Consider the following 23737-nt stretch of genomic DNA (forward strand, 5'->3'; position numbering starts at 1 on the left):
ATCCCAAGTATTAAGTTTAGTTCACCGAGAGCAGGGCTGAGATACGCTGTTGTAGCCGTGGGATGATGTCGGCTTCGAATTCCGGGTGACGTTTGAGCCAAAGCCCATTGCGGGGGCTGGGATGGGGCAGCACCAATAGCCTTGGCCAATGGGTTTGCCAATCGGTAGCTTCGACAGTGAGGCCCCGGTGCTGTGGCAGGTGCCAGTCCAGCGCATAGGTGCCGAGCACCAGAGTTAGCTCGATATTGGGAAGATGAGAGAGCAAGCGTTCGCGCCAGGCTACCGCACACTCGGCTCTTGGAGGCTTATCCCCCTGACGTCGTCCCTGCCTGATGATGGTTCCTGGAAAGCAGAACCCCATCGGTAGAATGGCAAAATGCCCGGGGTTGTAGAAAGATGCCCTATCTACACCAAGCCAATGTCGAAGTCTGTCACCGCTGACATCATCGAAAGGTCGGCCACTGTCATGGGTTTTGGCCCCGGGGGCCTGGCCGGCAATCAGGATTTTTGCGCCCCTTGCTGCCTGCAATATGGGTTTGGGCCCAAGAGGTAAGTCATCGCATAAATGGCAGCCTCGCACTTCATCAAGAAGCGCTGCCAGTGTTTGCATCAGAGCTTGCCCGCCAGTTGAAACAGGTAATAGCCCAGCAGCGGGTACCCAAGACAGAGCACCAGTACGCACAGATATTTGCCAATGGGCGTTTGCCTTGGCCGGGCGGCATGGGCAGTGGCCAGCGCAAAGGCAGTAATGGGGGCGATAAAACAGCCCATGGCTAATAAGATAACCGGTAAGACTGCTGCAATCAGTGGCCTTGGGATCACGGATTTTTCGGCCAGGAGCCAGGGTAGCAGTGCAAAAGCGAGTGATACCAGCAAGAGGCCGCTATTCATCACTAGGTCGGCGGTGCCGCGATTGTCCCAGAGTGTCAGCAAGGCGCCTGCTGCTACCGGCAGTAAAGACAGCAGCACGTGCTTTCTGGCAAATCCCGGCTGGCGATAAAAACCGGCGATGAAAAATGTCAGCTGAGACAGCAAATTCAGCGCCGTAAATCCGCCGAGGCCCAACAGCAAAAATGCTGTGGCTCGTGTTCCTGAAGGGTCAAAGGCATACGCGGGCAGTGCGGTCAGCAAAAAGGGTAATAACAGGAGTATTCTCAATGGCATGACATCAAACTCCAGAGATAAGTTTGGTTAACCTTCTCCTAAAGTGGCCCTTCATGCAACGGCATTGATGGTAATTTTGACGGCTTTTGGGTGTTTCTCACGCTTTACCGCTAAAAGGTAAAAAAAAGGGCAGATCCTCTGCCCAAAATTCACAAGGTAACTGGTCGTTCCCAAAGGGAGTGCCGGCCCCGGGGCCGGCGGGTAAATCAGTTTTGGAACGGTGTGTTCTCGGCAAAGTATTCGTGGCTGTCTGCATTCTGAATCGCCTGATCCGGATTGCTCTGGGCCAGACTCTTGGCACCACTTTGTCCGTAAACGACATCGTCGGTACCGGCGACCACATCAAAGTGGCTCATCTCATGGACAATAGTTCCGCCCTTGGAGTCGGTACCTGTAACCGGTGCGCTCCAGAAGGCGCTGCACAGGTAAATCTTGTAGGGCTGAGTTGGATACACGTAGGCGTAGTAGCTCTTCTTACAGCTGCAATCGAAAGTCAGCGGCTGGGTGTTCAGGGCCGAATCGATGGCGCTGAAATTGTTACTGACGGTGTTCCAGCGGCTGCTGTTGTAGCTGCCAAACCAGGTGTTGTAGCGCACTGAACTGGCGGGGCTGTTGTGATTGGCCAGGTATCCCTTGGCATCGGCGGCCATGGATTTTGCTGCGGCAAGACCTGCCAGCGTATCGCTTATCTGGCTGTTGGAGCAGCGACCGCTGAAGCTGACGCCTTCAGTGGGGGTGCCACCATCACCGCCACCGGGTCTGCCCTTGTTGGCGCCGCTCTTGGCTTCAATCCCTTCGTGGAAGAAGCTCACTGCGTCTGATTGAATACCCTCGATACCCAGGCGCGCCAGCTTGTTTTGCTGGCCCGGATTCGGGGCAAAGAGTTGCAGCGAGCTGACTTGATAAGCTATCTCATAGTTGCCCTGTTCGGTCATGTCGTACAGGGAAGACAGTTCAACGTCGTAGCTCACGCTCTCACCGGCCTTGAGCTTTATGTAGTCGTTGCTTTGGGGAGCAGGGCGTTTGAAATGCGCGCCAAGGTAATGTTTTTCTTCGCCATTAACCGACACTTTAAAGAGCGACTCTTCCACACCGTCTGCTGCTGTGTACCACTTGAGGACCTTTACCGGCACCTTTTCATCGTTGGTCAGGGTGACACGTACGGTCACATCTTCGTTGGCAGTGTAGTTTTGCTTGCTCATTTCGAGGCTGGCACGGATCCCATCCGCCAGCGCTGAAGTGGAAAACAGCATTCCTCCCAGCAGGGCGCCGGTGAGCACAGTAGAGTGTTTCATGTTTGCGAGTCCTTTAGCTTGTTATCAGGTTTGTAACTTTGATTGTTATATATGTTATAAAAATGTAGCAATCGCAGTGTAAGACTTTTGTCTTTGAGGATGCAACAGGTATTTTTGTCTTTTTGCCTGCTAGTGGCGTAATTCGCTGTCAAAGCGTTGTTTTTATGGGTTGTCATTCTGTAATGACTGCATCAAAACTGACAGTAACCGGGGTGAAATGAGATTTCCCCCGCCGCAGTTCGGCTGGGATGGGACTGAGATAAAGGCGGCGCTGAAAAAGAAAAAAGCCCGCAAAAGCGGGCTTTTCAGGCGTTACTCGTTAGAGACGATAGCTCATGCTCAACATGACCAGGTGGGCATTGTAGTCATGATTCATGGGGCCAAAACTTACCAGATTCCAGATGCCATCCACGGCAATATCCCGGGCTTCATCATTATCACGGTAATTTTCCATGCGGTAGTCGAGGCGCACGGCCATGCGCTCACTTGCCTGGAACTGGGCGTACAGGTTCAGATTGTGCACCTTGGCAAAATAGTCGCCGTAATCGCCGGTTATTCCCTGACGTACCTGAGTTGAACTCTCTGAATCCGAGAAGCTGTAATCGGCGCCGAGTTTCAGCCTGCCATCCATCAATTGGTTGTAGGCCAGACCCAGACCATATACATCCACCTTGTCTTCGATGTCGGAGAACCAGTTGGCAGTGGCAAAGTTACTGCTGCCTGCCTGGGCCGAATCTATGGTTTGATGGGTGTAAAAGCCGCTCAGCAACAGGCGCTCGGTGAGCTGCCAACTGAGGCTGGCATCGTAGCCCAGATCTTTGGACTCGGTCAGGCCTATCTCGGTGGCATCGTAATCATCGAGGGCATAGCGTATCCCTACATCGATACTCAGGGTATCCAGCGGGGTATGGGACACGCGCATTTCGGCCTGGGTGCGATTGCGATCGGCCAGATAGTACTTGCGCAGCAGGGCATTGTTTTCAGATGAGGTCCATTCATTCGCCTGATATTCACTGCCGCCGCGGCTGCCGTAGCTGCCTTTCAGCGAGATATCCCAGTGCTCGAAGTTGCCAAGGCGCAGCCTTGCCCAGCCAGTGGTATCTTCGGTGGTTTCCCTGTCCTGATAGTTGCGCTCATCGACCCTGTAATCCACTCCGCCATCCAGTTTGATGCCGCGGCTGATGCGGTAGTCGGCACCCGCCTTGAGTCTGTGGCTGGTATGGTCGTAAGGGGTGTTGTAAGCCACCTTGCCGGACACATTGTTAATGCTGATTTGGGTCCACTCTTCGACTTGGGTCTTGTTGTCACGGTCGTTGTAATCGTAACTGCCGGACAGGCGCAGATCCTTGTTGACCCGGCTGGAGGCTTTGAGGCTCATGCCGATGATATCGACTTTGGCATCGAGGGCTTCTACCGGCAGGGCATAACCGTAACCTGTAGTGACCAAAGGCTCATCCTGGCTCATCTGGCCTGCCATCATGCGGCCGGTGAGCTGGCTCCTGCCATCGTTGTAAAGTCCCAGCAGGGATACGGTATGGGCCTGGTTGTCAGGGTCCAGTGCCATGGCACCACTTCTGGCCGCACCAAAGGTGGGATGGAAGGGGTTATCAAAACTCAGCTCACTGTAACCATTGGAGAAACGGCTGCCGTTGTATACCAGTGCCAGGAAGCCATTGTCGCCCTTGAGCTTAACACCGGCTTCCACTGTGTCTGTGGTGTAATCCACAGGCTCGGGCAGCATGATGGACTGGTTGAAGAAACTGCCGGAGGCGGTTTTCAAACCGGTTTTTTCTTCCCGTTGATAATGCACATAGGTGGCAAAGGCTGACTCGCTCTCATAGGCAAAGCCCAGGCCCGCCCGCTCGCGCTTGAGGGACATCTCAAAGGGGCTGGCCGAGGCAAGGCCGCTCATTCCGTCACTGGAGCCTGAGTACACCCAGTCACCGGGCAGAGTGAGATTAGCTGAGCCTATGCCCTCAAATGGGCTGACCAGGGTATCAGACTCGTAGGTTTTGATGCTGCGATAGTCCAGACTCACGTTGTAACTGCCGGGGCGACCGGTTTTCAGGCTGGCGTTGCCGTTGTCCATGCCAAGGTTCTCGGCATTGAATTCGGTACGATAGCCTGACTCAGTCACGTGGCGCACGTCGGCATCGAGTTTGTAAGGCACTTCTTCGTCGCTGCCAAAGCTGTTGGCCGAACGAACATCATCTGTGTCCTGATAACCCACGCCCACACCTACAGTACCCTGAGTGCCGGTTTCCAGCGCGCAGCCCTTACAGGTCCAGGCGTCGAACTTTACTTTTTCGGTGTTGGCATTGTGCAGGCTGTAACCACCGGCCAGTGCCGGGGCGGAGGCCGCAAGCAGCGCCAGAGTGATCATATTGAGTTGAAATCTCATGATGGCGCCTCCTTAACGTTGCAGCAACTTGCCGGATGGATGATTGGAACCATGCACCTGGCCGTGACAATTCAGGCAGCTTCTGCCACCGCTGAAGGCATTATCACCCACTTCGCTGCCAAAGCCTGTGTTGCCCAGATTGGCACGACTGGCGTGGCCATCGCTGGCGTGACATTCCTGACACAGCATGGGGGCTCGGGCTTTGAGCATGGCGTCATTCACACTGCCATGGGGATTGTGGCAAGCGGCACAATTCTCAGTGACGGGCGCATGCTCCCACAATTTTGGGCCCCGCTTCTCCGTGTGGCAGGCATAGCAGGTTTCGTTTACCGAAGGCTTAACCAGCGCGGCATCGCTCAGGCTGCCATGGGGGTTGTGACAGTCGCTGCACACCATCTGAGCCCATTTGAGCGGATGGCTGGAACGTTTGTTCAGATCAGTCTTTTGCTTGGTGTGACAGCTGGTACAAACCTCCATCTCGGTGCTCTTTGACAGCACGGGATCTTTGGCTGTGTGCACACTGTGGCACGAGGCGCAGGCCACATCGGCGTTATCGTGGTGACCACCGTTCCAGGCCATGCGTTTGTCATCCTGGTGACAGGACATACACACGCTGTTTTGCTTCTCGGCACTCAAGGTGGAATCCTTGCCGAAGGTAATCATCGGCTCGTTGCCACCCTTGTTGTGGTTGCCCATGGGACCGTGGCAGGACTCGCACTGCAGCCCGGCCATGGGGCTCTTGCTGGAGTCGGTTGCGCCATGGACACCCTTAAAGAGATCCATGACTTTTTCAGACTTTTTGTGGCACATCAAACAGGAATCGGCCCCTTTGGGTGAGTAGTTGCCTTCGGCAAACTTCTTGTCCAGTGTGGCCTCAACTTCGTCTGGGGTCATCTTGGCGTCCCATTTGGCGGCCTGTGCGGGGCTGTGCATCAGCATCCCCGTGACAAGCAGCGAGCCAAGGATGGCGCTGAGGGTTCGTGTTTTCATCATCTCGTTTCCTTATTTGACCGGTCTCCGGAGGGGAAGGGGAGAGCGGGCTCTCCCCGGGATAAGGTCAATTACATTTTCACCACAGTGTGGTCGGTCACGGTTGGCTTGTGACAGAAGAAACAGGTTTCCTGCTGCGCTGCCTGATTGGCTTCCACGTAGTCACCATCGACGATGGCACCCATGTTGGTCAGACCGTGGCCAATGCTCTCTGTGCTGTGGCAAGAGGTACAGGTGGCCGTGATGGGCGTAGTGTACTTGCTCACTTTAGTCTCAGGAGTCACCTGCTCGACTGAAGTTGCCAGCGCACCCTTAACCTTGAAGGCATCCAGGTTGAAGTCGTTGTGACACTGACGGCAGTCGTTGAAGACACCTTCCTGGCCATGTACCACGTGCAGCTTCATCTCGAACGCGCCCTTGTTGGCGCCGTTGCCGTAGGTGCCATCCGGGGTGTGACAGGTCACACAGGCATCAACACCCACGGTGAGCTTGCCGTTGACCTCGCGGCCAAGCTGTTCGCTCATGATAAAGCCGGTGTGGTAGCCCTTGTGAATGTCGAAGGTTTCACCGTGACAGCCCTGACAGGTGGCAAAGTTCACTGAATCGATATGACGGAAGTTTGCTGTTTCACCGGCCTTGGTGCCGTGGGCCAGCTGAGCCTTCATGGACTGGGTGGCAACACCGTCACCACAATCAACAAACTCGGTACCACTGACACACATTTCCAGGCCGATAAAGGTAAAGGCTGTGTTGGCATCGCCGGCGCCGAAAGGCAGTACAGGCGTGGTGTACACCAGCTTGCCATCAACCAGGGTCACGTCAGCCTGCAGAGCGCCGGACTTCACCAGATCCTTGACCACTTTCTTCTGACCATTTCCCGGGCTTCGGTTGTAGCCCATGATGGGGAAGTTGGGGCCCACGTTGGTGATGGTTTCAACACGCTGGATTTTGGACATCAGACCGGTGGCATCCACTGCGTTACCGGCGGTATCGGTGATAGCCAGAGTCAGCGTGGCGGTATTGTCTTCGTTACCTACCAGTGTGGTGCTCATGCCCAGCTTGGCGACCACTTCTTTTGCTGCCTTGCTCTGAGCCGTGTGCAGTTCTGCAGTCCAGTCACTGTTGTGACAGGCAACGCAGTTGCTGTTATCGGCCTGCATGGAGTGGCCTTTACCGGCGGCAAAGTCGATGTTGGTGTGGCAACTGCCACAGCTTTGGGCGGTAGGGATGCGGCTCCAGTTGGCCCAGTCAGGTGCGGCTTCTTTTTCAACGTGACAGCTCTGGCAGTTTTCCAGTGCCGCAACGCCGAAGGCGGGCTTAATCTTATTGTCGGTGTCATCCAGGGTGAAGTGGATGTCGTGGATAAAGACGTTGAATTCTTTACCGTCACTTACACGGCCTGGGGTGTGGCAGCTGGCGCAGAAGTTGACATCACCTGTCATGTGGCCGGCTTCCTGTACGTCACCGTGACAGGCATTACAGCTATCGGTGGCAACGATTTTACGGCTGTAGAAAGCCTCGGCTCCCGAGTCGCCCATAAAGTCGGTCAGGGCTGTGGTGCCGGGTACTGTGGTGCCATCTGGCAGGGGGACGTTGTAGTTGCGGATCACCAGGCGTTGTGCCAGCTGAGCCTTGTATTCGGAGCGGGTTGAGTCGGCCAGGTTGGTACCGAAGGTATAGCTGTAGCGACCATTTTTGTGATCCACGAAAGTGCCCGGGCACTTGCCCGCTGGCAAGTCGCAGGTTTCGTCCAGCAGGTATTCCCACTGTGAGCTGTTGCCGGCACCTGTTGCGCCTTCCGGCAGCAGCTGCTCGGCATAGAAGCGCATTTTTTGCAGACCAATAACGGGTTTGTCTTCTTCGTTGGTGACGGTGAATTCGACGTTGGTGATACCGTCGTTAATCCTTGTGTTGTCGAAAGTGAAGTGAAGCTCGGCAATGGCACCTGCGGGCTCACCGCCTGGGTTGCCTGGATTGCCGTCGCTGCCATCACTGCCGCCACAGGCGGTCAAGCCAATGGCGCTGGCTGCCATCAGCAGTGCGATTTTGGTTTTTTGTGTGTTCATCATGGTGTTCCCTGCATAGGTTGACATTGCTCTGAGACCGGGCGGCTTACCATTTGGGGTGCCGTCTAGTGGGTTGGCCATCTAAGTCAATGTTGGAAATAGCATTCCCCAAGGAAAAGTTACCTCATAGGGGGTAGAAAATCTGTCTTGGCGTGTCCAATGTGTGAACTGGATCTGGCTATTTCAAAAGGGGTATTGGTACTGGGGGAGGAAAGCTGTTTCAGATCAAAAAATACGTGATTTTATTGCACAATTTGCATCAAGAAGGGGGAGCAAATGCTCCCCCTTCTTTTGACGTTAAGGCCTGGCCTTATTTGTTGTGCAGTCCACGGATCTGATCTGCTGTGTGGCAGGTAGAGCAGCTTTCTTTGGCACGGGTGCGCACATCCTCAGCACTGGTACCGTCGACGACACCGCCGTTGGTTTCAATGTGAGACTTGGCCGCGTCGCCCATGTACTTCTGGTGACAGCTCATGCAGGCACCGGCATCGGAGGATACCCAGATATCCACGCCGCTGTTGTCTTTGTCGCCAAAGCGCCATACGCGATCAGGTGCACGGCCCAGGGTAATACCCTTGTCGGTATGACAGGTGCTGCAGTCAGACTTCAGCACTGTGCCTGTCTGGGCACCGGCATACTTGAGGTAGTGACCTTCGGCGCCGTGGGCCTTGTAGGCGAAGCTGGTTGGCTTCTTACCGCCTGGATAGGTGGTATCACTCTTTGTGGTCTTGTCAGAAGTGTGGCAGGTCTGACAGTTCACGCCGTTGTCGTAGTGATACACCTGCTGGTTGTGACAACCCTGACACTTGGCCGAGTCGATGATTTCGCGGCGCATGGCAGGTGTGGCAGCATCGTCTACGCCACCGTCTTTCCAGACGAAGTGCAGTGCATCATCTTTGACTTCAATCTTACGTACACCCTCGGTAGCACAGGCAGTCATCACCACTTCAGGACGGCCGTAACCACCGTTGTTGAAGCATACCTTGAGCGCTGACCACAGCTCGAAGGTCTTGCCGTTGGCATCCGCTGGTAAGGTAACGTCCTTTGCTGTCAAGGTGTAACTCTTGTCGGTGGCGTCGTAAGTGCCGTCTTTCAGGGCAATGCGACGGTTACCGTACGAGGCTTCGTAGTAACCGGGGAAGTCCTTATTGCTGTCCCAGGCCATCACCACTCGGCTGCTGGTATCGAGGAACTCGGTGCCAACGGCGTTGCCGTCTTTATCCAGTACCTGCACCTTGAAGGTGAACTTGCCGTCTGCGTTAACGCCTATGTTGCTGAACTTAACCGACATCTCTTTGGTGACGTCAAAGGCTTTAAGCACATCACCGTGGGCCTCGGCGCCGCTGCGGGCATAGCCGTCTTCAGCGTGACAGCCCATGCAGTTGGTGCCTGAGTTGTACTTGTAGTGGGTATCGGATGGCAGCTCTGTGTGACAGGCGATACAGGCGTTGTTGGACAAGTCAGCCTTGAACAGGTCGGCATTTGCCGGTGCGCCGTTGCCTTCTTTGTGACAGGCTGCGCAGTCAGCGGCAGGTCCCTGTGGGTACATCACCTTGCTGTAGTCATGCACGCCACCGCCATAGCCAATCACCTTGTAGGGCTCCGGAACCATTTTCTCCTCAGTGGGCGAGTAGGTCAGGCGGTGTTCACCCTTGTGGATGGCGTGGATCATGTAGGTGAAATCAACGCTGTTGCCGGTTTCCGGATCGCCGGATGTGTTGGTGTGGCAAGAGGCGCAGTTTTCAATGTCGATACGACGGCCGCCGTGGAGCTTGAGGCTCTCGGGCTGGTGACAGGTGTAACAGGTCTCAATGCTGACCACATCACGGGTTTGAATGCCATCGGTCTTGCCGGAAGCAGGTTGCCAGTCATAGTGGGCGTTGGCAGTGACCTGGGGCAGTTCGAGCTCCAGCGTAGCTCTGTGAGTATTATCCGGGTCGAAGGGGACGGCAATAGGCTCAGTGACCCCGGCGATGTTGGTTTGGAAGGTGTAGGTGTAAGTACCGTCGCCGTGATCAACCAGGCAGGCATCACACTTGTTGGCGGCTTCTACGTTGGCCTGGAACTGGGCGGAAGGATTGATATCGGTATCGCCCTCTGGAATCCAGGCAGGATTGGGATCTTTTTTACTGTTGATATAGGCTTGCCACTGGAAGCCGCGATTGGCTTCGATGGCTTCTTCACCTTCACCTATGGTTTCTGTGACTTCGGACAGCTGGGCGATGCCAAAACGCAGGTCGTGATTTTTGGTCAGCCCCAACACGGCCACGCCATTGGCGTTTTCCAAACTGAAGTCGACGCTCAGTACACCGGCATCGATACTGGCATTGGTAAAGGTGGCTTTGAGGGTGGATGTCTTGTCAATACTGACGCCTATGACACCATCTTTGCCGTCTTCACCATCTTTGCCGTCGCTGCCGCAACCGACGAGCGTTAAAGACAGTAATCCGGCACCCAATATCGCTTTTGTTGCGGCATTGAAGTTGAACCGTTTCATCATAATATTTCCCTGCAAGTGTATTTGTCATCGCCATTAACTAGCGGTTAATAAAAACAAATCTCATTAACCATAGAGAATGGGTGGATTTATGTTTCCATGGTTAAGGCTAACCAAGTGATGCAGAATAATCAGTCTCTTTCGCCGGGTTATGTGATTGAGATCGGACTATTTCTTTAGGGGTATTTAATTCATGAGGCCATTCACCTTCAAATGATTGTGAAGATTGATTTGGGTCAAAAAGTCGGTATCGACAGATGCCAATACCGACAGTTGGTTTAGAAACTTACCGGATGAACCTTGTCAAAACCGAAGGTCTTGCGCGCACTGTGACAGGCTGCGCAGGATTCACCGCCGGTATAGCTGCCCTGAGTACCCTGATATACACCGCCATTTTGCAGGAAGTGATTCACGGCGGCTTCGTTGCCTGCCAGCGTTGGGGCGTGGCAGGAAGCACAGGCGGCAACCGTGGGCGAATATTCACCGTCGGCGGCCAGGAAGGCCTTTTTGATTGCAAGGCTGTCGAGCTTAATCTGCCCCTTGTCGTGACAGACGGCGCAGTCGGCCACATTGCCCGGGAAGCTGATGTCGGTGGTGTAATTACCGAACCGGCCGGAGCGGGTGTTGGCGTGGATCTGGTGTGCCATTACCTTGAAGTCGAAGCCGCGGCTAAAGGCCTTGGCGCGGCTGGCACTGTGTCCCGAACTGTTGCCGGCAGTCAGACTGTCGTTGTGGCAACTGACACAGCTACCGTCATCCAGGTGCACCGCGGTGTTAGGCTCAGAGGTATGGCAGCTTGAGCAGCCTGCATCCGGGCTACCGGTGGCGCGGGTGCGGGAGTGGGCCTTGGAGAAGTCAGCCTGGGTATCGTGGCAGTCGGCACACTTGTCGGCAGATACCACGGCAACGGGGCCGTCAATGGCATCGCCACTCAAGGAGAAGCTGGCACGCTTGGGGGCAATCACAACCTCGGTGATGTCGGTCTGCTCATCATCACAGGCAACGGCAACGCCGCTGGCCTTATCGGCACACACATACAGCTTGGCAGACAGGGTACCCTGCTGAATGGCGTTGATGTTGGCATGACTCAGGCCGCTTATCCGGTACTGGATCTGGCTGCCATTGCCGCTCTTTTCGATGGTCGCATTGATATATTTAGTGTAGTTGGCCAAATCGACACTGAAGCGACCGGGATGACTGCCAAAGCTGGAGCTGCCATAGCCAATCTGGTAGTTGCCATCAAAAGCCGCTGCCACCAGCCACAGGCTCTTCACCGCCGCATCGGTATCCGGCGCCTGCTCGCCCGGCCAGTTGAGGGTTACCGTCAGGCTGCCTTTGCCGTCAAGCATGGCAAACTGACCATTGTCCAGACTGAAGGCGTAGCTGTCGCGAATGCTGGTTTTGGCATTGTCCACTGAGGTGTGGAAGATGGCCGAGCCCAGCGGGTTGGAGGTATCGGCGTGACAACCTGCGCAGTTACCGGCGTCGAATACGGCGCGCACATCGGCGCCCTTGATGCCGTCAGTTTCCGGGGTGGCGTAGTAGTGGAAGTAGTTACCCACGAAGCCACGGTCTTTTTGGCCGTCTGGCGGCGTTAACCAGGCGGCCTGATCGACTACGTTGAACTCGCCCATGTGGCAGGAGGCGCAGGCTTCCTGACGATGGAAACCGAAGTGACTGGCCTGAGCCGGGGCATCTTCACCCTGGATGTGGCAGCTTTGGCAGCTTTCGCCACCGGGGAAGGTGACCTTGCTGTAGTCATGGATACTGCCGCCATAACCGACCATCTTGTAAGTACCCTGGTGAATGCGGTGCAGCATGGCGCCAAAGTCGAGGGTAGCGAAAGTTTCAGGATCGCCGGCGTAGCTGGTGTGGCACACCACGCAATTTTCGATGTTGGTACGCTTAGCGCCGTGCATCAACAGCTTGGGCGCGCTGGCGGTTTCATAGTCATCGTTGTGACAGCGGATGCAGGACTCTTGCAGCGCCACCAGCTCACGGCTAGCTTCGGCCTCGGCCGCCATGCCCGTTGCCGGAATAAAGTCATAGTGACTGTTCACCAGAGTCGCATTACTCACCACCGAGGTTGGCTTTAACTCCAGAGTGATCCTGTGGGTCAGCTCAGGGTTGAATTCTGTATTCAGACCATCGATTTGCGGATAATCGGCGAGGGCCTTGGGGAAGGTGAAACGGTACAGGCCCGAATCCAGTACTTCGATACAGTCTACTTTACAACTGCTTTCAATACCCGGCTGGATCTGTGGTCGTGCCAGCGCTTCAAAGCCTGCCGGTACGTGGGCAGGGTTGGGATCTTTGAGGTTATTGATGTAGCTGGTCCACTGGCTGGGCTTGGTGCCTTTACGGCTGGACTTGGCGTCGCCGCCCTTAAGGTCACGCTTCTGAAGCGCATCCAGTTTGGCGATACCAAAACCCAGGGTGTTGATTTCATCGAAGGATTCCAGGCCGTAAACGGCAACGCCATTGGCGTTTTCCAGACTGAAGTCGACACTCACCCGGCCATCTTCAATTCGGGCATCGATAATTTTGGCGCTCAGACTGGTGGCGGACTTGATATGCACGCCTGTGCCACCATCCGGGCCATCACTGCCGTCTTTGCCATCGCTGCCACAGCCACCCAGCATTGCTGCCAGCAAAGCTGTGCTCAGCGCGGTGCGAAGCAGATTGCTTTTATTATGGTTTTTCATCATTTTCCCCTGCGAATATCACCGGTGCCCCGGTGTGGGTTTGGTGTTCAGCATGATTTACCCATAAAGGGATAGGTGTTCCCAAATGCATATTCGGTCGATGTGAACTGACTCAAATTCAGTGTTTTTAAAATGTTAAATATCAGAAACGCTATTTAAAACATGCGCTTATTTCATTTTCTTTCAGGTGGGGGCTTAGGTTGGCATTGAACGCTGATGCTTTTCTGAATAGTTGCTGACTGAAATGCTGAAAGATGAGTCGTTTTCTTGCTCTGAATCAAGGGATTAATGCCGATTTATGGGGCTGTTTTCACCGTTTTCAGGCGGGTTTTAACCTTTAACGCCCCCGCATTACCCAAGCGTTAACAGGTGTTACTGGCTGTAACTGGCGCTCTGTATACACCGCGGGAAAAACAAAAGGCGGCCTGGGCCGCCTTTTGCATTAGTACCGGAGGCTATTTGTAACGAACCGGGTGAATTATATCGACTCCGGCCGCTTTGCCCTCGCCGTGGCAGACGGCGCAGGTTTCACTGCCCGGCTGATAACTGCCTCTCGGATCCGATGCTACACCGCCATTGGCGCGCACGTGGGCCAACAACGAGTCCTTTGGTCCATGGCAACTGATACAGGCAGAAGCGATAGGGGAGAACTCGACTTCATTACCATTGCCATCGGTTGCCGGTGTGGCCGGCACCTTGGCAAGGCCGCTCAGACTCAGGCTGCCTTTTTCGTGACAACTGGCGCAATTGCCATAGTGTTCAGGGAAGGTAATGGGATCTTCACCCGTTCGCTTTCCGGCGTGGTGGGCGTGAATACGCACCTTGAAGTCGATGTGATTTTGGATCTCCTTGCGGCCCGCATTATTGTACGACGGGTTATGGCAGGTCTGGCACTCGCCTTCGAAGTTACTGCGACGGCCACTATGGGCCATTTTGCTTTCGAATTTAGCCAGGTACTTATTGTCGTGGCAATTGTCGCAGGTACTGTTTTTCACCACACTGCGGCGTGCGCCCAGTCCGCTATCGCCCTGAAGGTTAAAGACTACCGCAGGTCCCGGGATCACCGATGGGTTTATCGCTTCATCGGTGCCACTGCCACAGGCCACACCAGCTAGGGTGTCTCTATCAACACACATATTGGTGGTGATGAAGGCCGAAGACGGCAGCCCTGGGTCTACCGTCAGGCTGAAGGCGTTTTCGTATTGGAATACTCCGTCGCTGCCTGAGACCGGGGTGAGGTTTAACAGGTTCACGTTGGTGTGGCCAGCGGTGAAGTCCTGCTCGTTGCCAAAACCTAAGTACAGGGTGCTGTACTTGATTCTGGGGTCGGCATTCGGGCTTGGCTGGGCTGTACCCTTGCTGTCTTTGAAGCTGACCGCAAACTTAAGCATGCCGCCTTCCAGACTCACTGAGTCGGCCACCAGTGCGGCACGATAATCCAGACGCATATTGTCCTTGGCAATGGCGTCGGTGAAGTGATGTCCGGCGCCTTCCATGCCCTGGTCTGCGTGACAGGTACTGCAGGCGTGGTCTGGCTGATACTTGGCATGCATTTCGGCCTTAATGGTGGCCGGATCTGTGCTGTCCACGTGGCAGGAGCCGCAGGCAAGCGCCCTGTGATGACGGAAGTTACCCGCATCCAATGGCCGGTTATCGCCTTCCTGGTGGCAGACGCGGCAATCGTAGGCATCGGCGGGGAAGGTGACCTCAGAGAAATCATGTACGCTGCCACGGTATCCCACCATGAAATACTTGCCCCTGTGGATTTGGTGCAGCATGTAGCCAAAGTCCAGCGGTGCGCCCGTCTCGGGATCGGCGGCGTAACTGGTGTGGCATACCTGACAATTGGGGGTATCGAAGCGGCGACTGCCATGGAAAATCAGTTTGGGCGCCCAGGCGTGTCCATAGTCACTGCTGTGGCAGCGCAAGCAGGATTCCTGCAGATTTTCCACCAAACGGGTTTCATCCGGGCTCGCGGCCTGGCCGGTCGCCGGGACGAAATCGTAGTGGGTGTTTACCAGTTTACCTGTGTTGCTATCGATGCGGAGTTCGAGGCTTATCCTGTGAGTGAGGCTGGCATCGTAGCCCAGATCCAAGCCGTCGATGGGGTCCAGTGAGCCGATATTTTGGCTGAAGGTATAGCTGTAGCTGCCATTGCCGGTTTTTTCGATACAGTCCTGACGGCAACTGCTCTCGATGCTGGCTTGAATTTGAGGCCCTGCCTTATCCTCGAAACCCGCCGGAATGTGCTCGGCCACCGGTTCCACTACCCGGTTGATGTAGCTGACCCATTGGGGCGTTTTAAAACCTTTGCCGCTTTGTGGCACTAACTTGGCAATTCCCACTCCCAGAGTATCGACCCCTGCGTAGGTATCCAAGTCGGTAATAGCTACTCCGTTTTTATTGGTCAGGCTGAAATTCACCACCACCTTGCCGGCATCGATAGTTACTAGATCTATCTTCACGGCTATGTCTTTGGTATCAGCGAGGGATAAGCCCACTTCACCGGGGGCGCCATCTTCCCCATCTTTGCCATCACTTCCGCAGCCAGACAGCAGCAAGGCGCCAAGAAGCGGTGTCATCCAAATCCTGTGTTTGTAATGCTTCATAGTCGTTACCTGATCCTGTTAAAGGTCTGGGCCGGGTGTCCGGCCCTTTTCGGATTACTTGATAGGGTGCACTTTAAGTACATCGACTACACCACCTTGGCTGTGACAGGTATTACAGCTTTCGGTACCGGCGGTGGCATCGGCCTTGGTACCGGCAAAGACGCCACCCTGCTGGGTCATGTGGTTTCTGGCACTGTCTGACTCGTGGCAGTTACTGCATATGGCGGCAGTGGCGCTGGTAAAGCTGCCATCGCTGAGTGCCATGGGTTGCACCGCACTGGATAATGGCAGGGCAACGCTCAGTACACCGTCGGCGTTGTTGGTGTGACACTGGGCACAATTACCTATGTTGCCGGGGTAATTGAGGGTTTCAAAGCCGGCAAACTTGCCTCTGTGCAGCGCATGAATGAGCTGCTTGAAGTCCGCTGTCGCATGGGCAGGATTAGCCGCTGTGGCATCTGCCTGCATATTGTGGTTGTGGCACAGTTGGCATTGGCCTTCCAAATCGTTGCGGGCGCCATGGAAGTTAAGCTTCTGATCGCTATGGCAATTACCACAGGTTTCGTTGGTCACCACTGTGCGTCTTCCTGCTGTTGTCAGTGCTGAAGCATCAAAGAAACGGTGTGATGACTTGATAACGAGCACATCAACGCCATCACCACAGGCCACCAGTTTGCCATCGGCAGCGCAAACGCGTCCCTGCACTGCAAGCGTGCCTGTGTCCGCTTCAGTGCCGGCTGGCACAGTCAATCCGGTGATTTGATAGCTGTTCACCCCGTTTTCAGAGGACACAGCCGCAGTGCTTTGCAGTCGTATTGAGCGGGCGCTGCGGGTGGTGTAATCCATGCTGCCGCCCCAGTTGGCGTAGAGACGCAAATCCGACACGAAATCGAGACTGTCGGCGGCGCCATAGACTTCACCACTTTGCGGATTGACGAGTTTCACACCCACGGTGACAGTGCCAGCTGCCATGCTGGCAGATGTCAGCTGTACCTCAAAGGCGGCCAGTGCATCGTCGGCTGCTTTATCGGAATGCACCTCGGCAGTCCAGTCCGCATTATGGCAGGCCACACAATTGGCATTGGTGGGCTGGGCGGGGTGGCCTTCACCTGCGGGGAAGTTAATGTTGGTATGGCAGCTGCCACAGGCTTCCATGGTGGGGATTTTGTGCCAATTCTGATTGTCGGCGAGCGCCGCATCGGGCTTATGGCAGGTCTCACAATCGGCCAGGGGCTGGGGGAAGCCTGCCAGGTGTTTGCTGTGCACCATGGGCGCGAACACATTGGCCGGATTGGACACCCGGGTAGCGTTATGACAGGTGACACAGGTTTCTACCTGATTGTATCTGCTGCCATGGAAAGCCAGATTACTGTGACAGCTGTTACAGGTGTCGATACTGACAATGTCACGGGTGTAAGCGGGCTCGCCAGCGCTTTGCCAGTCCTTGTGGGCATTGGTGATGGGCAGCGGTGTACCATCGGGAAGGCTGTCGCCCCCAAGCTTAATCACCAGACGTTGAGTGGCGCCCTCTATCAGAGTTTGGCCATTCATGCCATCGAAGGGGGCGGCAAAGCTGTAGGTGTAGATACCGGTTTTCAGGTCGGTATAGGTGCCGGGGCAGGTGGCGGCACAGTTTTCAGAGCCGAAGTATTGCCAGGTGCTGGCATTGCCTGCGCCGGTATAGCCTTCAGGTACCAATTGGGCTGCAATAAAGGTGGCGGATGGAATGCCCACCACCACCTCATCGTCCTGATTGGTTACCCGATATTTAACCGAGGCGATACCATCGGTGAAGCCGACATCCATAAACTCCACGTGCAGGCTTTCAATCGTCATGGCCGGTTCGCCGCCGGGATCGCCGGGCTTCCCGGGTTCGCCATCACTGCCGCCACAGGCGGTCAGTGCCAGCAGTGTTGCTCCCGCCAGTGGCAGGCGGCAAAGGCGTTTGATGCTTATTCTTTTGCTGATACTCATGGTTGCGTTCCTTCCTTGCGTGCCTGTTACCACTGATAACTGAAACTGAATCCGAGATAGTGCGCCTGATAATCGTGGCCCAGTGAGCCAAGTAAGATCAGGTTGGGTATGCTGGCCGGTGTGAGGCCTTCATTGCCCCAATCCATATCGCTGTAGTCTTCATAAAGCCAATCGAGACGAAGCGACATGGCATCGCTGACCTGGTAGTTGGCATAAGCACTGATGTTGTGACGGGTTGCGCTGTAGGGGCCGTAAATGTTTGACAGACCCAGGCTGACTTCACTGTCACTGCTGCCGTCGCTGTAGCCATAGTCGAGCCCGAGGCTGAGTTTGTTGTCCATCAGGTTTTGCCACTTCAGTCCAAGGCTGGCGGATCTGTGCTCATCACGGCTTTCACCCATCCAGCGACTCACGCCAGAGTTGCTGCCAAACTGGGTGGTATCACGCCAGTCCATACCCAAAAATCCATTGAGGAGGAGAGAGTCTGTTAGCGGATAGCCTGCATTCACACCAAAGCCTGTGTATTGCACTTCGCCAAGACCTAGCTCGCTCTCGCTGTAATCTTCGTTGCCCGAGTGGACGTTGAACTGCAAAGATAAGTCTGCGAAATAATGGTCTGTCATCAAGCGGATTTCGCGCTTATCTCTGTCGGCCAGGAAGTACTGGCGCATGGCGCTCTGATTCTGCGCCTGTGTGTTGCTGCTGGCTTGATAGCTGTCGCCCCGACGGGCGCTGACTTCACCTTTAAGGCTAACGCGCCAGCCCGCCATAATTTGCCCACGGAGCGTGGCTTCAACGTGGTTCTCGAATACCGAGTCCCGGCTCAATTCGCTGTAGCTGTTATGGTCGTAGCGGTAAAGGGTGTCCAAATCCCATTGGCGGCTGAAGCGGTATTTGGCCCCCAGTTTCAGTAGTTGGCGGGTTCTGTCGTATCCCTTGTTGTAGTACTCCCCGCGATAGATGCTGTCGGTTGTGACAAGCGGGTACAGATACTCCGGGGTTTTATTGTCGCGGTCGCGAAAATCGTATGAGGCACGCACCGAGAACTCCCGGCTAAGCCTGTTGCTGTAGGCAAGCCCGAGCTCCATGAGGTCCACCTGAGTATCCGGGCTCATGACAGGCAATGCCGGCGATGGTCCGGTTACTGTGGCATTCAGCAGCGGCTCATCCTGGGTCAGGCGGCTGAAGCGCGCCCGCATAATGGCCTGCTGCGCCCCTTCAAAAAACTGCAGGTCGGTTCCCAGGCTAAAGGCCTGATTATCCGGGTCAACCGCCATTTGCCCGTTATAGGCTGCGCCGAAGGTGGGATAAAAGGCATTGTCGAATGCAAGACGTTGATGGTCGTTGCTGTATTTGCTGAACTGCCCGTTGAGGCCACCCAAAAACCTGTCGCCACGCCAATATACTTTGGCATCAAGCGTGTCTGTGCTGTCGTCGATGGGTTTGGCAACCATGGCAGCATTGGTCAGCAGGTTAACGCTGCTTCGCTGTGCGCCTTCCCGGGTTTCATGGCGAAAGTTGAGTTCACTGGTAAAACTGTCACCGGTAACGGCGCCGCCAAGTTCAAAGCGCTGGCGCTTTTTCTCCAGTTTCACCGCTGTCGCATCTTGCAGCCCCGTCATACCAGCAGTGGTGCCGGCGGTTTGCCAGTTATCCGGTAATACCAGTTGATCGCCCTGGGCGCTGTAAGGCGTTACCCCTTGATTGGTGTCGTACCGGGCAAGCGCCCGATAGTCGAGATAAAGCTTATAGTGGCCGGGCTTTGCGATGGCGAGCCTTGCGCTGGATGCATCAAATCCCAGTTTGTCGGCCTGAAAGTCCAGTCGGTAATCCTTGTCGCCGCGGTGTTGAATATCGGCGCTGACAAAGCCGGTTGCGCCATCGGCGTCTGTGCCTGTGGTGTTGGCGAAATGACGGTCTTCGCCATCCTGCCAAGCGACCCCGGCGGTAATGGCTGAGGCCGATTCAGACTTACTTTCACAACCTTTGCAAACCCAGGCTTCTTTTTTCACTGTGCTGCGGTTGGCGTCTTTCAAGCCGTAACCTGCCATGGCGTGCCCGGATAGGCCCAGAAGTATGGCGGAAGCAATCAGACTCAGCGTTGGGGAGAAATGGGATTTCATTTGAGTCTCCTTAGCGCTGCAGCAGCTTGCCGGATGGGTGATTGGAGCCATGGATCTGGCTATGGCAGTTCATGCAGCTCTGCCCGGCGGTAAAGGCACTGGGCGCTGTACCGAACTGGGCATTGGAAGTATGGCCAACACTGGCATGGCATTGCTGGCAAAGCTGCGGTGCCTTGGTGGTGAGCATGGCTTCGTTAACACTGCCGTGAACCTGGTGACAACTGGCACAGTTGTCTGTTACCGGGGCGTGCTCCCAGAGTTTGGGGCCGCGCTTTTCGGCGTGGCAGGCATAACAGTTTTCATTGATGCTCATTTGCTTGAGGCTGGACTCACCCAGGCTGCCATGGGGATTGTGGCAGTCGCTGCAGACCATCTGACCATTTTCGACGGGGTGGCTGGAGCGCTTGTGGATATCGGCTTTCTGCTCGAGGTGGCACGTAGTACACACCTCAACTTCGGTGGTTCTTTGCTGAACCGGGTCTTTGGCGGCATGGATCAGGTGGCAGCTCGCACAGGGGATATCAGCACTGTTGTGATGGCTGCCTTCCCAGGCCATACGCTTGTCGTCCTGGTGGCAGGACAGGCACACGCTGTTTTGTTTTTCGGCGGCAACGGGGGCATCTTTACCGAAGGTGATCATCGGCTCTTTGCCACCCTTGTTGTGATTGCCCATAGGGCCGTGGCAGGCCTCGCACTGGAGATCGGCCATGGGAGACGCGCTGGAGTGGGTGCTCCCGTGGACATTATCGAACAGCGCCATCACGGTTGCGCTCTTCTTGTGGCACATCAGGCAGGTGTCAGCGCCTTTTGGGGAGTACTTGCCCTCAGCAAATTTTTTGTCGAGCGTTGCCTCAACCTCTGAGGGCGGCATGTCTTTCCAGGGGGTGGCAGCTGCCTGAAACGAAAACAGCAGGCACAGCAGACACAGGGTCAGCATCCTGCATTGCAGGGGGATTTCCATCTTCATTCTCACACTTCCTGAGGCGCGTTCGGGTTTATAGTTATTTGCGATTCGCTAATTGAGTAATTGGGCGAAACACTAATGCAAAAGTGTAGTTCAAATTTGCGACAAGTCATTAACACCACAGTATCCAGGTATTACTAATTAGTTTGATTTTTCAAGGAATATGGTGGAACTGTGACAGGGGTCACATCGGGGTTTGGCAGATCGTCTAGGCGGGACACCGAATTAGTTCAAAACAGCCATTTATTCTGCGTATCTTTTGCCGCATAATTGGCGACTAATTGAAAATTATTATCGTTACCAGTCAGAAAGTTGATCCAGGTACGATTATCGGCTGACGGGCTTGGTTAAAATGTCAGTCAGTTGATGATTGAGATTAAGCAGGGTGGACCTTGTTAATGAAATTGAGTGACCTTCGCCCAGGCGATAAAGCAGTTATCGCCGAAGTAGGGCAATTGGACCTGCCTCAAACAGTAAAACGCAAACTGCTGTCGATGGGCATTACTCCCAACACTCGTTTGACGTTTATCCGTAAGGCGCCGCTGGGAAGTGGCATAGAACTCGATATTCGCGGCAGCAAGCTTTGTATGCGTCTGGAATTGGCTCAGATCATTGAGGTCAATCCGATTGAGGCAGGAGTCGTTCATGGCTAAGCAATTTCACTGTGTCACCGTTGGCAATCCCAATGCCGGCAAATCCACCCTCTTTAATGCCCTAACCGGTGCCAACCAGCAGGTAGGTAACTGGTCAGGGGTCACGGTAGAGAAAAAGACCGGCCACTTCAGCCTGAGCGGCGCTGATGTATACCTCACTGACTTACCCGGCATTTACGATATCTTGCCAGCGGGCAAGAGCTGCGATTGCTCCCTTGATGAGCAGATTGCCCAGCAGTACCTGGCCGAGCAGCACATGGATGGCATTATCAACCTGGTGGATGCCACCAACATTGAGCGCCATCTGTATCTCACTGTGCAGCTGCGTGAACTCGGCATTCCCATGGTGGTGGTGGTCAATAAAATCGACATCGCCCTCAAACGTGGCGTCCATGTCGATATCCAAAAAATGTCTCAGGAGTTGGGATGCCCCGTGATTGCGGTGTGCGCACGCGACGCCAACGACGTTATCAAGGTGCAGGAACAGGTCGTTGCCCTTCTGGAAGGTAAGGTTTCTGAAGCCCCTTTGATGCTCGATTACGAGGGCGCTATTGAACATGCCGTCACCGAGCTTTTGGTAAAAGACCATGGCCTTAGCCGTGGCCGTGCCCTTGCCATGCTGGGTAATGGATTGGGCTGCGGTCAGTGTAAAAACAGCGAATTCGAATCGGAAGTAAGTCGCTGCGCCGATGGCCTTAAGGCCAAGGGACTGGATATTGAGCTGATGGTGGCCACCACCCGCTTTAACTTTGTAGAGCGGGTTTACCGGGCCGCCGTTGCCAATGATGATGCGCCAACACTAAGTGACCGTCTCGATGGACTGGTCCTGCATCCGGTGTTGGGTGTGCCGGTGTTCCTGCTGGTGATGTATCTGATGTTCATGTTCGCCATTAACGTGGGCAGTGCTTTTATCGATTTCTTCGACATTACCGCCGGTGCCTTGTTTGTAGACCATTTCGGCGCCCTGCTTGGCAATTGGGGGGCGCCCGAGTGGCTGGTTACCCTGCTGGCAGGCGGTATAGGTCAGGGCATTCAAACCGTTGCCACCTTTATTCCGGTGATCATGGCGCTGTTTTTGGCCTTGTCGGTGCTGGAAAGCTCGGGCTATATGTCCCGTGCCGCCTTTGTGGTTGATGGCCTGATGCGCCGCATCGGTCTGCCCGGCAAGGCGTTTGTGCCCATGATTGTAGGTTTTGGCTGCTCGGTGCCGGCAATTATGGCTACCCGCACCCTTGGCAGTGAGCGCGAGCGCATTGTGACCGGCATGATGGCGCCCTTCATGTCCTGCGGTGCCCGTCTGCCGGTGTATGCCCTGTTTGCCGCTGCATTCTTCCCGAACTCAGGTCAGAATCTGGTGTTCCTGCTTTATATCATAGGTATTATCGCCGCCATCGGCACCGGGCTCTTGCTGCGAAGCACCCTGCTGCCGGGCGTGAGCAGCGCCGTGGTGATGGAATTGCCAAACTACGAGATGCCCAAGTTCAAGGCGGTGGTGTCCCGCACCGGCAAACGCACCAAGAGCTTTATTCTCGGCGCCGGTAAAACCATCGTGCTGGTGGTGACCTTGTTGAACTTTATCAATGCCGTTGGTGTGGATGGGACCTTTGGCCATGAAGACAGCAGCGAGTCAGTGCTCAGCGTGGTGAGCCAGAAGGTAACACCCATTTTCTCACCCATGGGGATTGAAGAAAGTAACTGGCCTGCCACCGTGGGTATCATCACAGGTATTTTCGCTAAAGAAGCCGTAGTGGGCACCCTGAACAGCCTCTATAGCACGCCTGGCGCCGACGACGAAGGCCTGACGCCACTGTCAGAGTCATTCAACGAAGCGCTGGCTACCATTCCTGCGAACCTGCTCGGCATTGCTCCTGAAGATCCTATGTCCATGTCAGTGGGTGATGTATCCAGTGTGGATACTGCCGCAGAAGAACAGGGTGTTGACCGCTCAACCTTTAGTGCGCTGCAGTCAGGTTTCAGTGGTCAACTGGCTGCCTTCTCTTACCTGGTGTTTGTGCTCCTGTATACGCCTTGTGTCGCAGCGATGGGTGCTCTGGTAAACGAGTTTGGCAAGGGCTGGGCGGTCTTTGCCGCCACCTGGACCTTTGGACTGGCCTATGGCACCGCCACTTTGGTTTATCAGTGGGGCAATGTGGCTGCGCATCCGCTGCAAACCGTGCTCTGGACCACTGTGATTGCAGGTGCCCTGATAGCCTTCTTTATTTACCTGAAGCAGAAAGGCCGCAAGACGCAGCAGATTATTCCCGGGATACGCATCATCACCGAGTGATAGCTTCCG

At 55.1% G+C, this 23737-nt stretch carries 14 protein-coding genes; 2 read left to right on the forward strand and 12 right to left on the reverse strand.

The genetic code is table 11. The annotated features are described in order from the left end of the window. Positions 1 to 16: 16 nt before the first annotated feature. From JQC75_RS05905 to JQC75_RS05960, 12 genes are all read right to left on the reverse strand, one after another. Entirely contained in the window at positions 17 to 610 is a 594-nt protein-coding gene (locus JQC75_RS05905) for a uracil-DNA glycosylase family protein (RefSeq protein ID WP_203326520.1), read from the reverse strand. Next, the gene (locus JQC75_RS05910) at positions 610 to 1164 is read right to left on the reverse strand and encodes a hypothetical protein (protein ID WP_203326521.1); all 555 of its coding nucleotides are present in this window, start codon (positions 1162 to 1164) and stop codon (positions 610 to 612) included. The genes JQC75_RS05905 and JQC75_RS05910 overlap by 1 nt, the downstream gene beginning before the upstream one ends. Before the next feature lie 206 nt (positions 1165 to 1370). Then, positions 1371 to 2459: a M35 family metalloendopeptidase gene (locus JQC75_RS05915; protein WP_203326522.1), complete on the reverse strand. Its 1089-nt coding sequence runs from the start codon at positions 2457 to 2459 to the stop codon at positions 1371 to 1373. 319 nt (positions 2460 to 2778) lie between these two features. After that, complete coding sequence (locus tag JQC75_RS05920; RefSeq protein ID WP_203326523.1) at positions 2779 to 4860, reverse strand: MtrB/PioB family decaheme-associated outer membrane protein; 2082 nt, start codon at positions 4858 to 4860, stop codon at positions 2779 to 2781. Between the two features lie 12 nt (positions 4861 to 4872). Beyond that, positions 4873 to 5799: a DmsE family decaheme c-type cytochrome gene (locus JQC75_RS05925; protein WP_239002138.1), complete on the reverse strand. Its 927-nt coding sequence runs from the start codon at positions 5797 to 5799 to the stop codon at positions 4873 to 4875. 122 nt (positions 5800 to 5921) lie between these two features. Next, the gene (locus JQC75_RS05930; protein ID WP_203326525.1) at positions 5922 to 7919 is read right to left on the reverse strand and encodes an OmcA/MtrC family decaheme c-type cytochrome; all 1998 of its coding nucleotides are present in this window, start codon (positions 7917 to 7919) and stop codon (positions 5922 to 5924) included. A gap of 307 nt (positions 7920 to 8226) precedes the next feature. Beyond that, positions 8227 to 10416, reverse strand: coding sequence for an OmcA/MtrC family decaheme c-type cytochrome (locus JQC75_RS05935; RefSeq protein ID WP_203326526.1), 2190 nt, complete (start codon positions 10414 to 10416; stop codon positions 8227 to 8229). A 275-nt stretch (positions 10417 to 10691) separates the two neighbouring features. Continuing rightward, complete coding sequence (locus JQC75_RS05940; RefSeq protein WP_203326527.1) at positions 10692 to 13118, reverse strand: OmcA/MtrC family decaheme c-type cytochrome; 2427 nt, start codon at positions 13116 to 13118, stop codon at positions 10692 to 10694. Positions 13119 to 13573: 455 nt separating this feature from the next. Continuing rightward, on the reverse strand, positions 13574 to 15727 hold the full coding sequence (locus tag JQC75_RS05945; RefSeq protein ID WP_203326528.1) for an OmcA/MtrC family decaheme c-type cytochrome: 2154 nt from the start codon (positions 15725 to 15727) through the stop codon (positions 13574 to 13576). A gap of 54 nt (positions 15728 to 15781) precedes the next feature. Further along, positions 15782 to 17701: an OmcA/MtrC family decaheme c-type cytochrome gene (locus JQC75_RS05950; RefSeq protein WP_239002093.1), complete on the reverse strand. Its 1920-nt coding sequence runs from the start codon at positions 17699 to 17701 to the stop codon at positions 15782 to 15784. A gap of 26 nt (positions 17702 to 17727) precedes the next feature. Continuing rightward, positions 17728 to 19824 carry an MtrB/PioB family decaheme-associated outer membrane protein gene (locus JQC75_RS05955; protein WP_203326529.1) on the reverse strand — a complete coding sequence of 699 codons (2097 nt, stop codon included), beginning with the start codon at positions 19822 to 19824 and terminating at the stop codon, positions 17728 to 17730. Between the two features lie 10 nt (positions 19825 to 19834). Further along, entirely contained in the window at positions 19835 to 20791 is a 957-nt protein-coding gene (locus tag JQC75_RS05960) for a DmsE family decaheme c-type cytochrome (protein WP_203326530.1), read from the reverse strand. Positions 20792 to 21186: 395 nt separating this feature from the next. Here JQC75_RS05960 and JQC75_RS05965 point away from each other — a divergent pair, with 395 nt between their 5' ends. Next, positions 21187 to 21441, forward strand: coding sequence for a FeoA family protein (locus JQC75_RS05965; protein ID WP_203326531.1), 255 nt, complete (start codon positions 21187 to 21189; stop codon positions 21439 to 21441). Further along, positions 21434 to 23728, forward strand: a complete 2295-nt coding sequence (gene feoB / locus JQC75_RS05970) for a Fe(2+) transporter permease subunit FeoB (protein WP_203326532.1) — start codon at positions 21434 to 21436, stop codon at positions 23726 to 23728. The genes JQC75_RS05965 and feoB overlap by 8 nt, the downstream gene beginning before the upstream one ends. Positions 23729 to 23737: the final 9 nt, after the last annotated feature.

Origin of the sequence: Shewanella litorisediminis (genome assembly GCF_016834455.1) — a bacterium.
In the GTDB taxonomy this organism is placed as follows: Bacteria; Pseudomonadota; Gammaproteobacteria; order Enterobacterales; family Shewanellaceae; genus Shewanella; species Shewanella litorisediminis.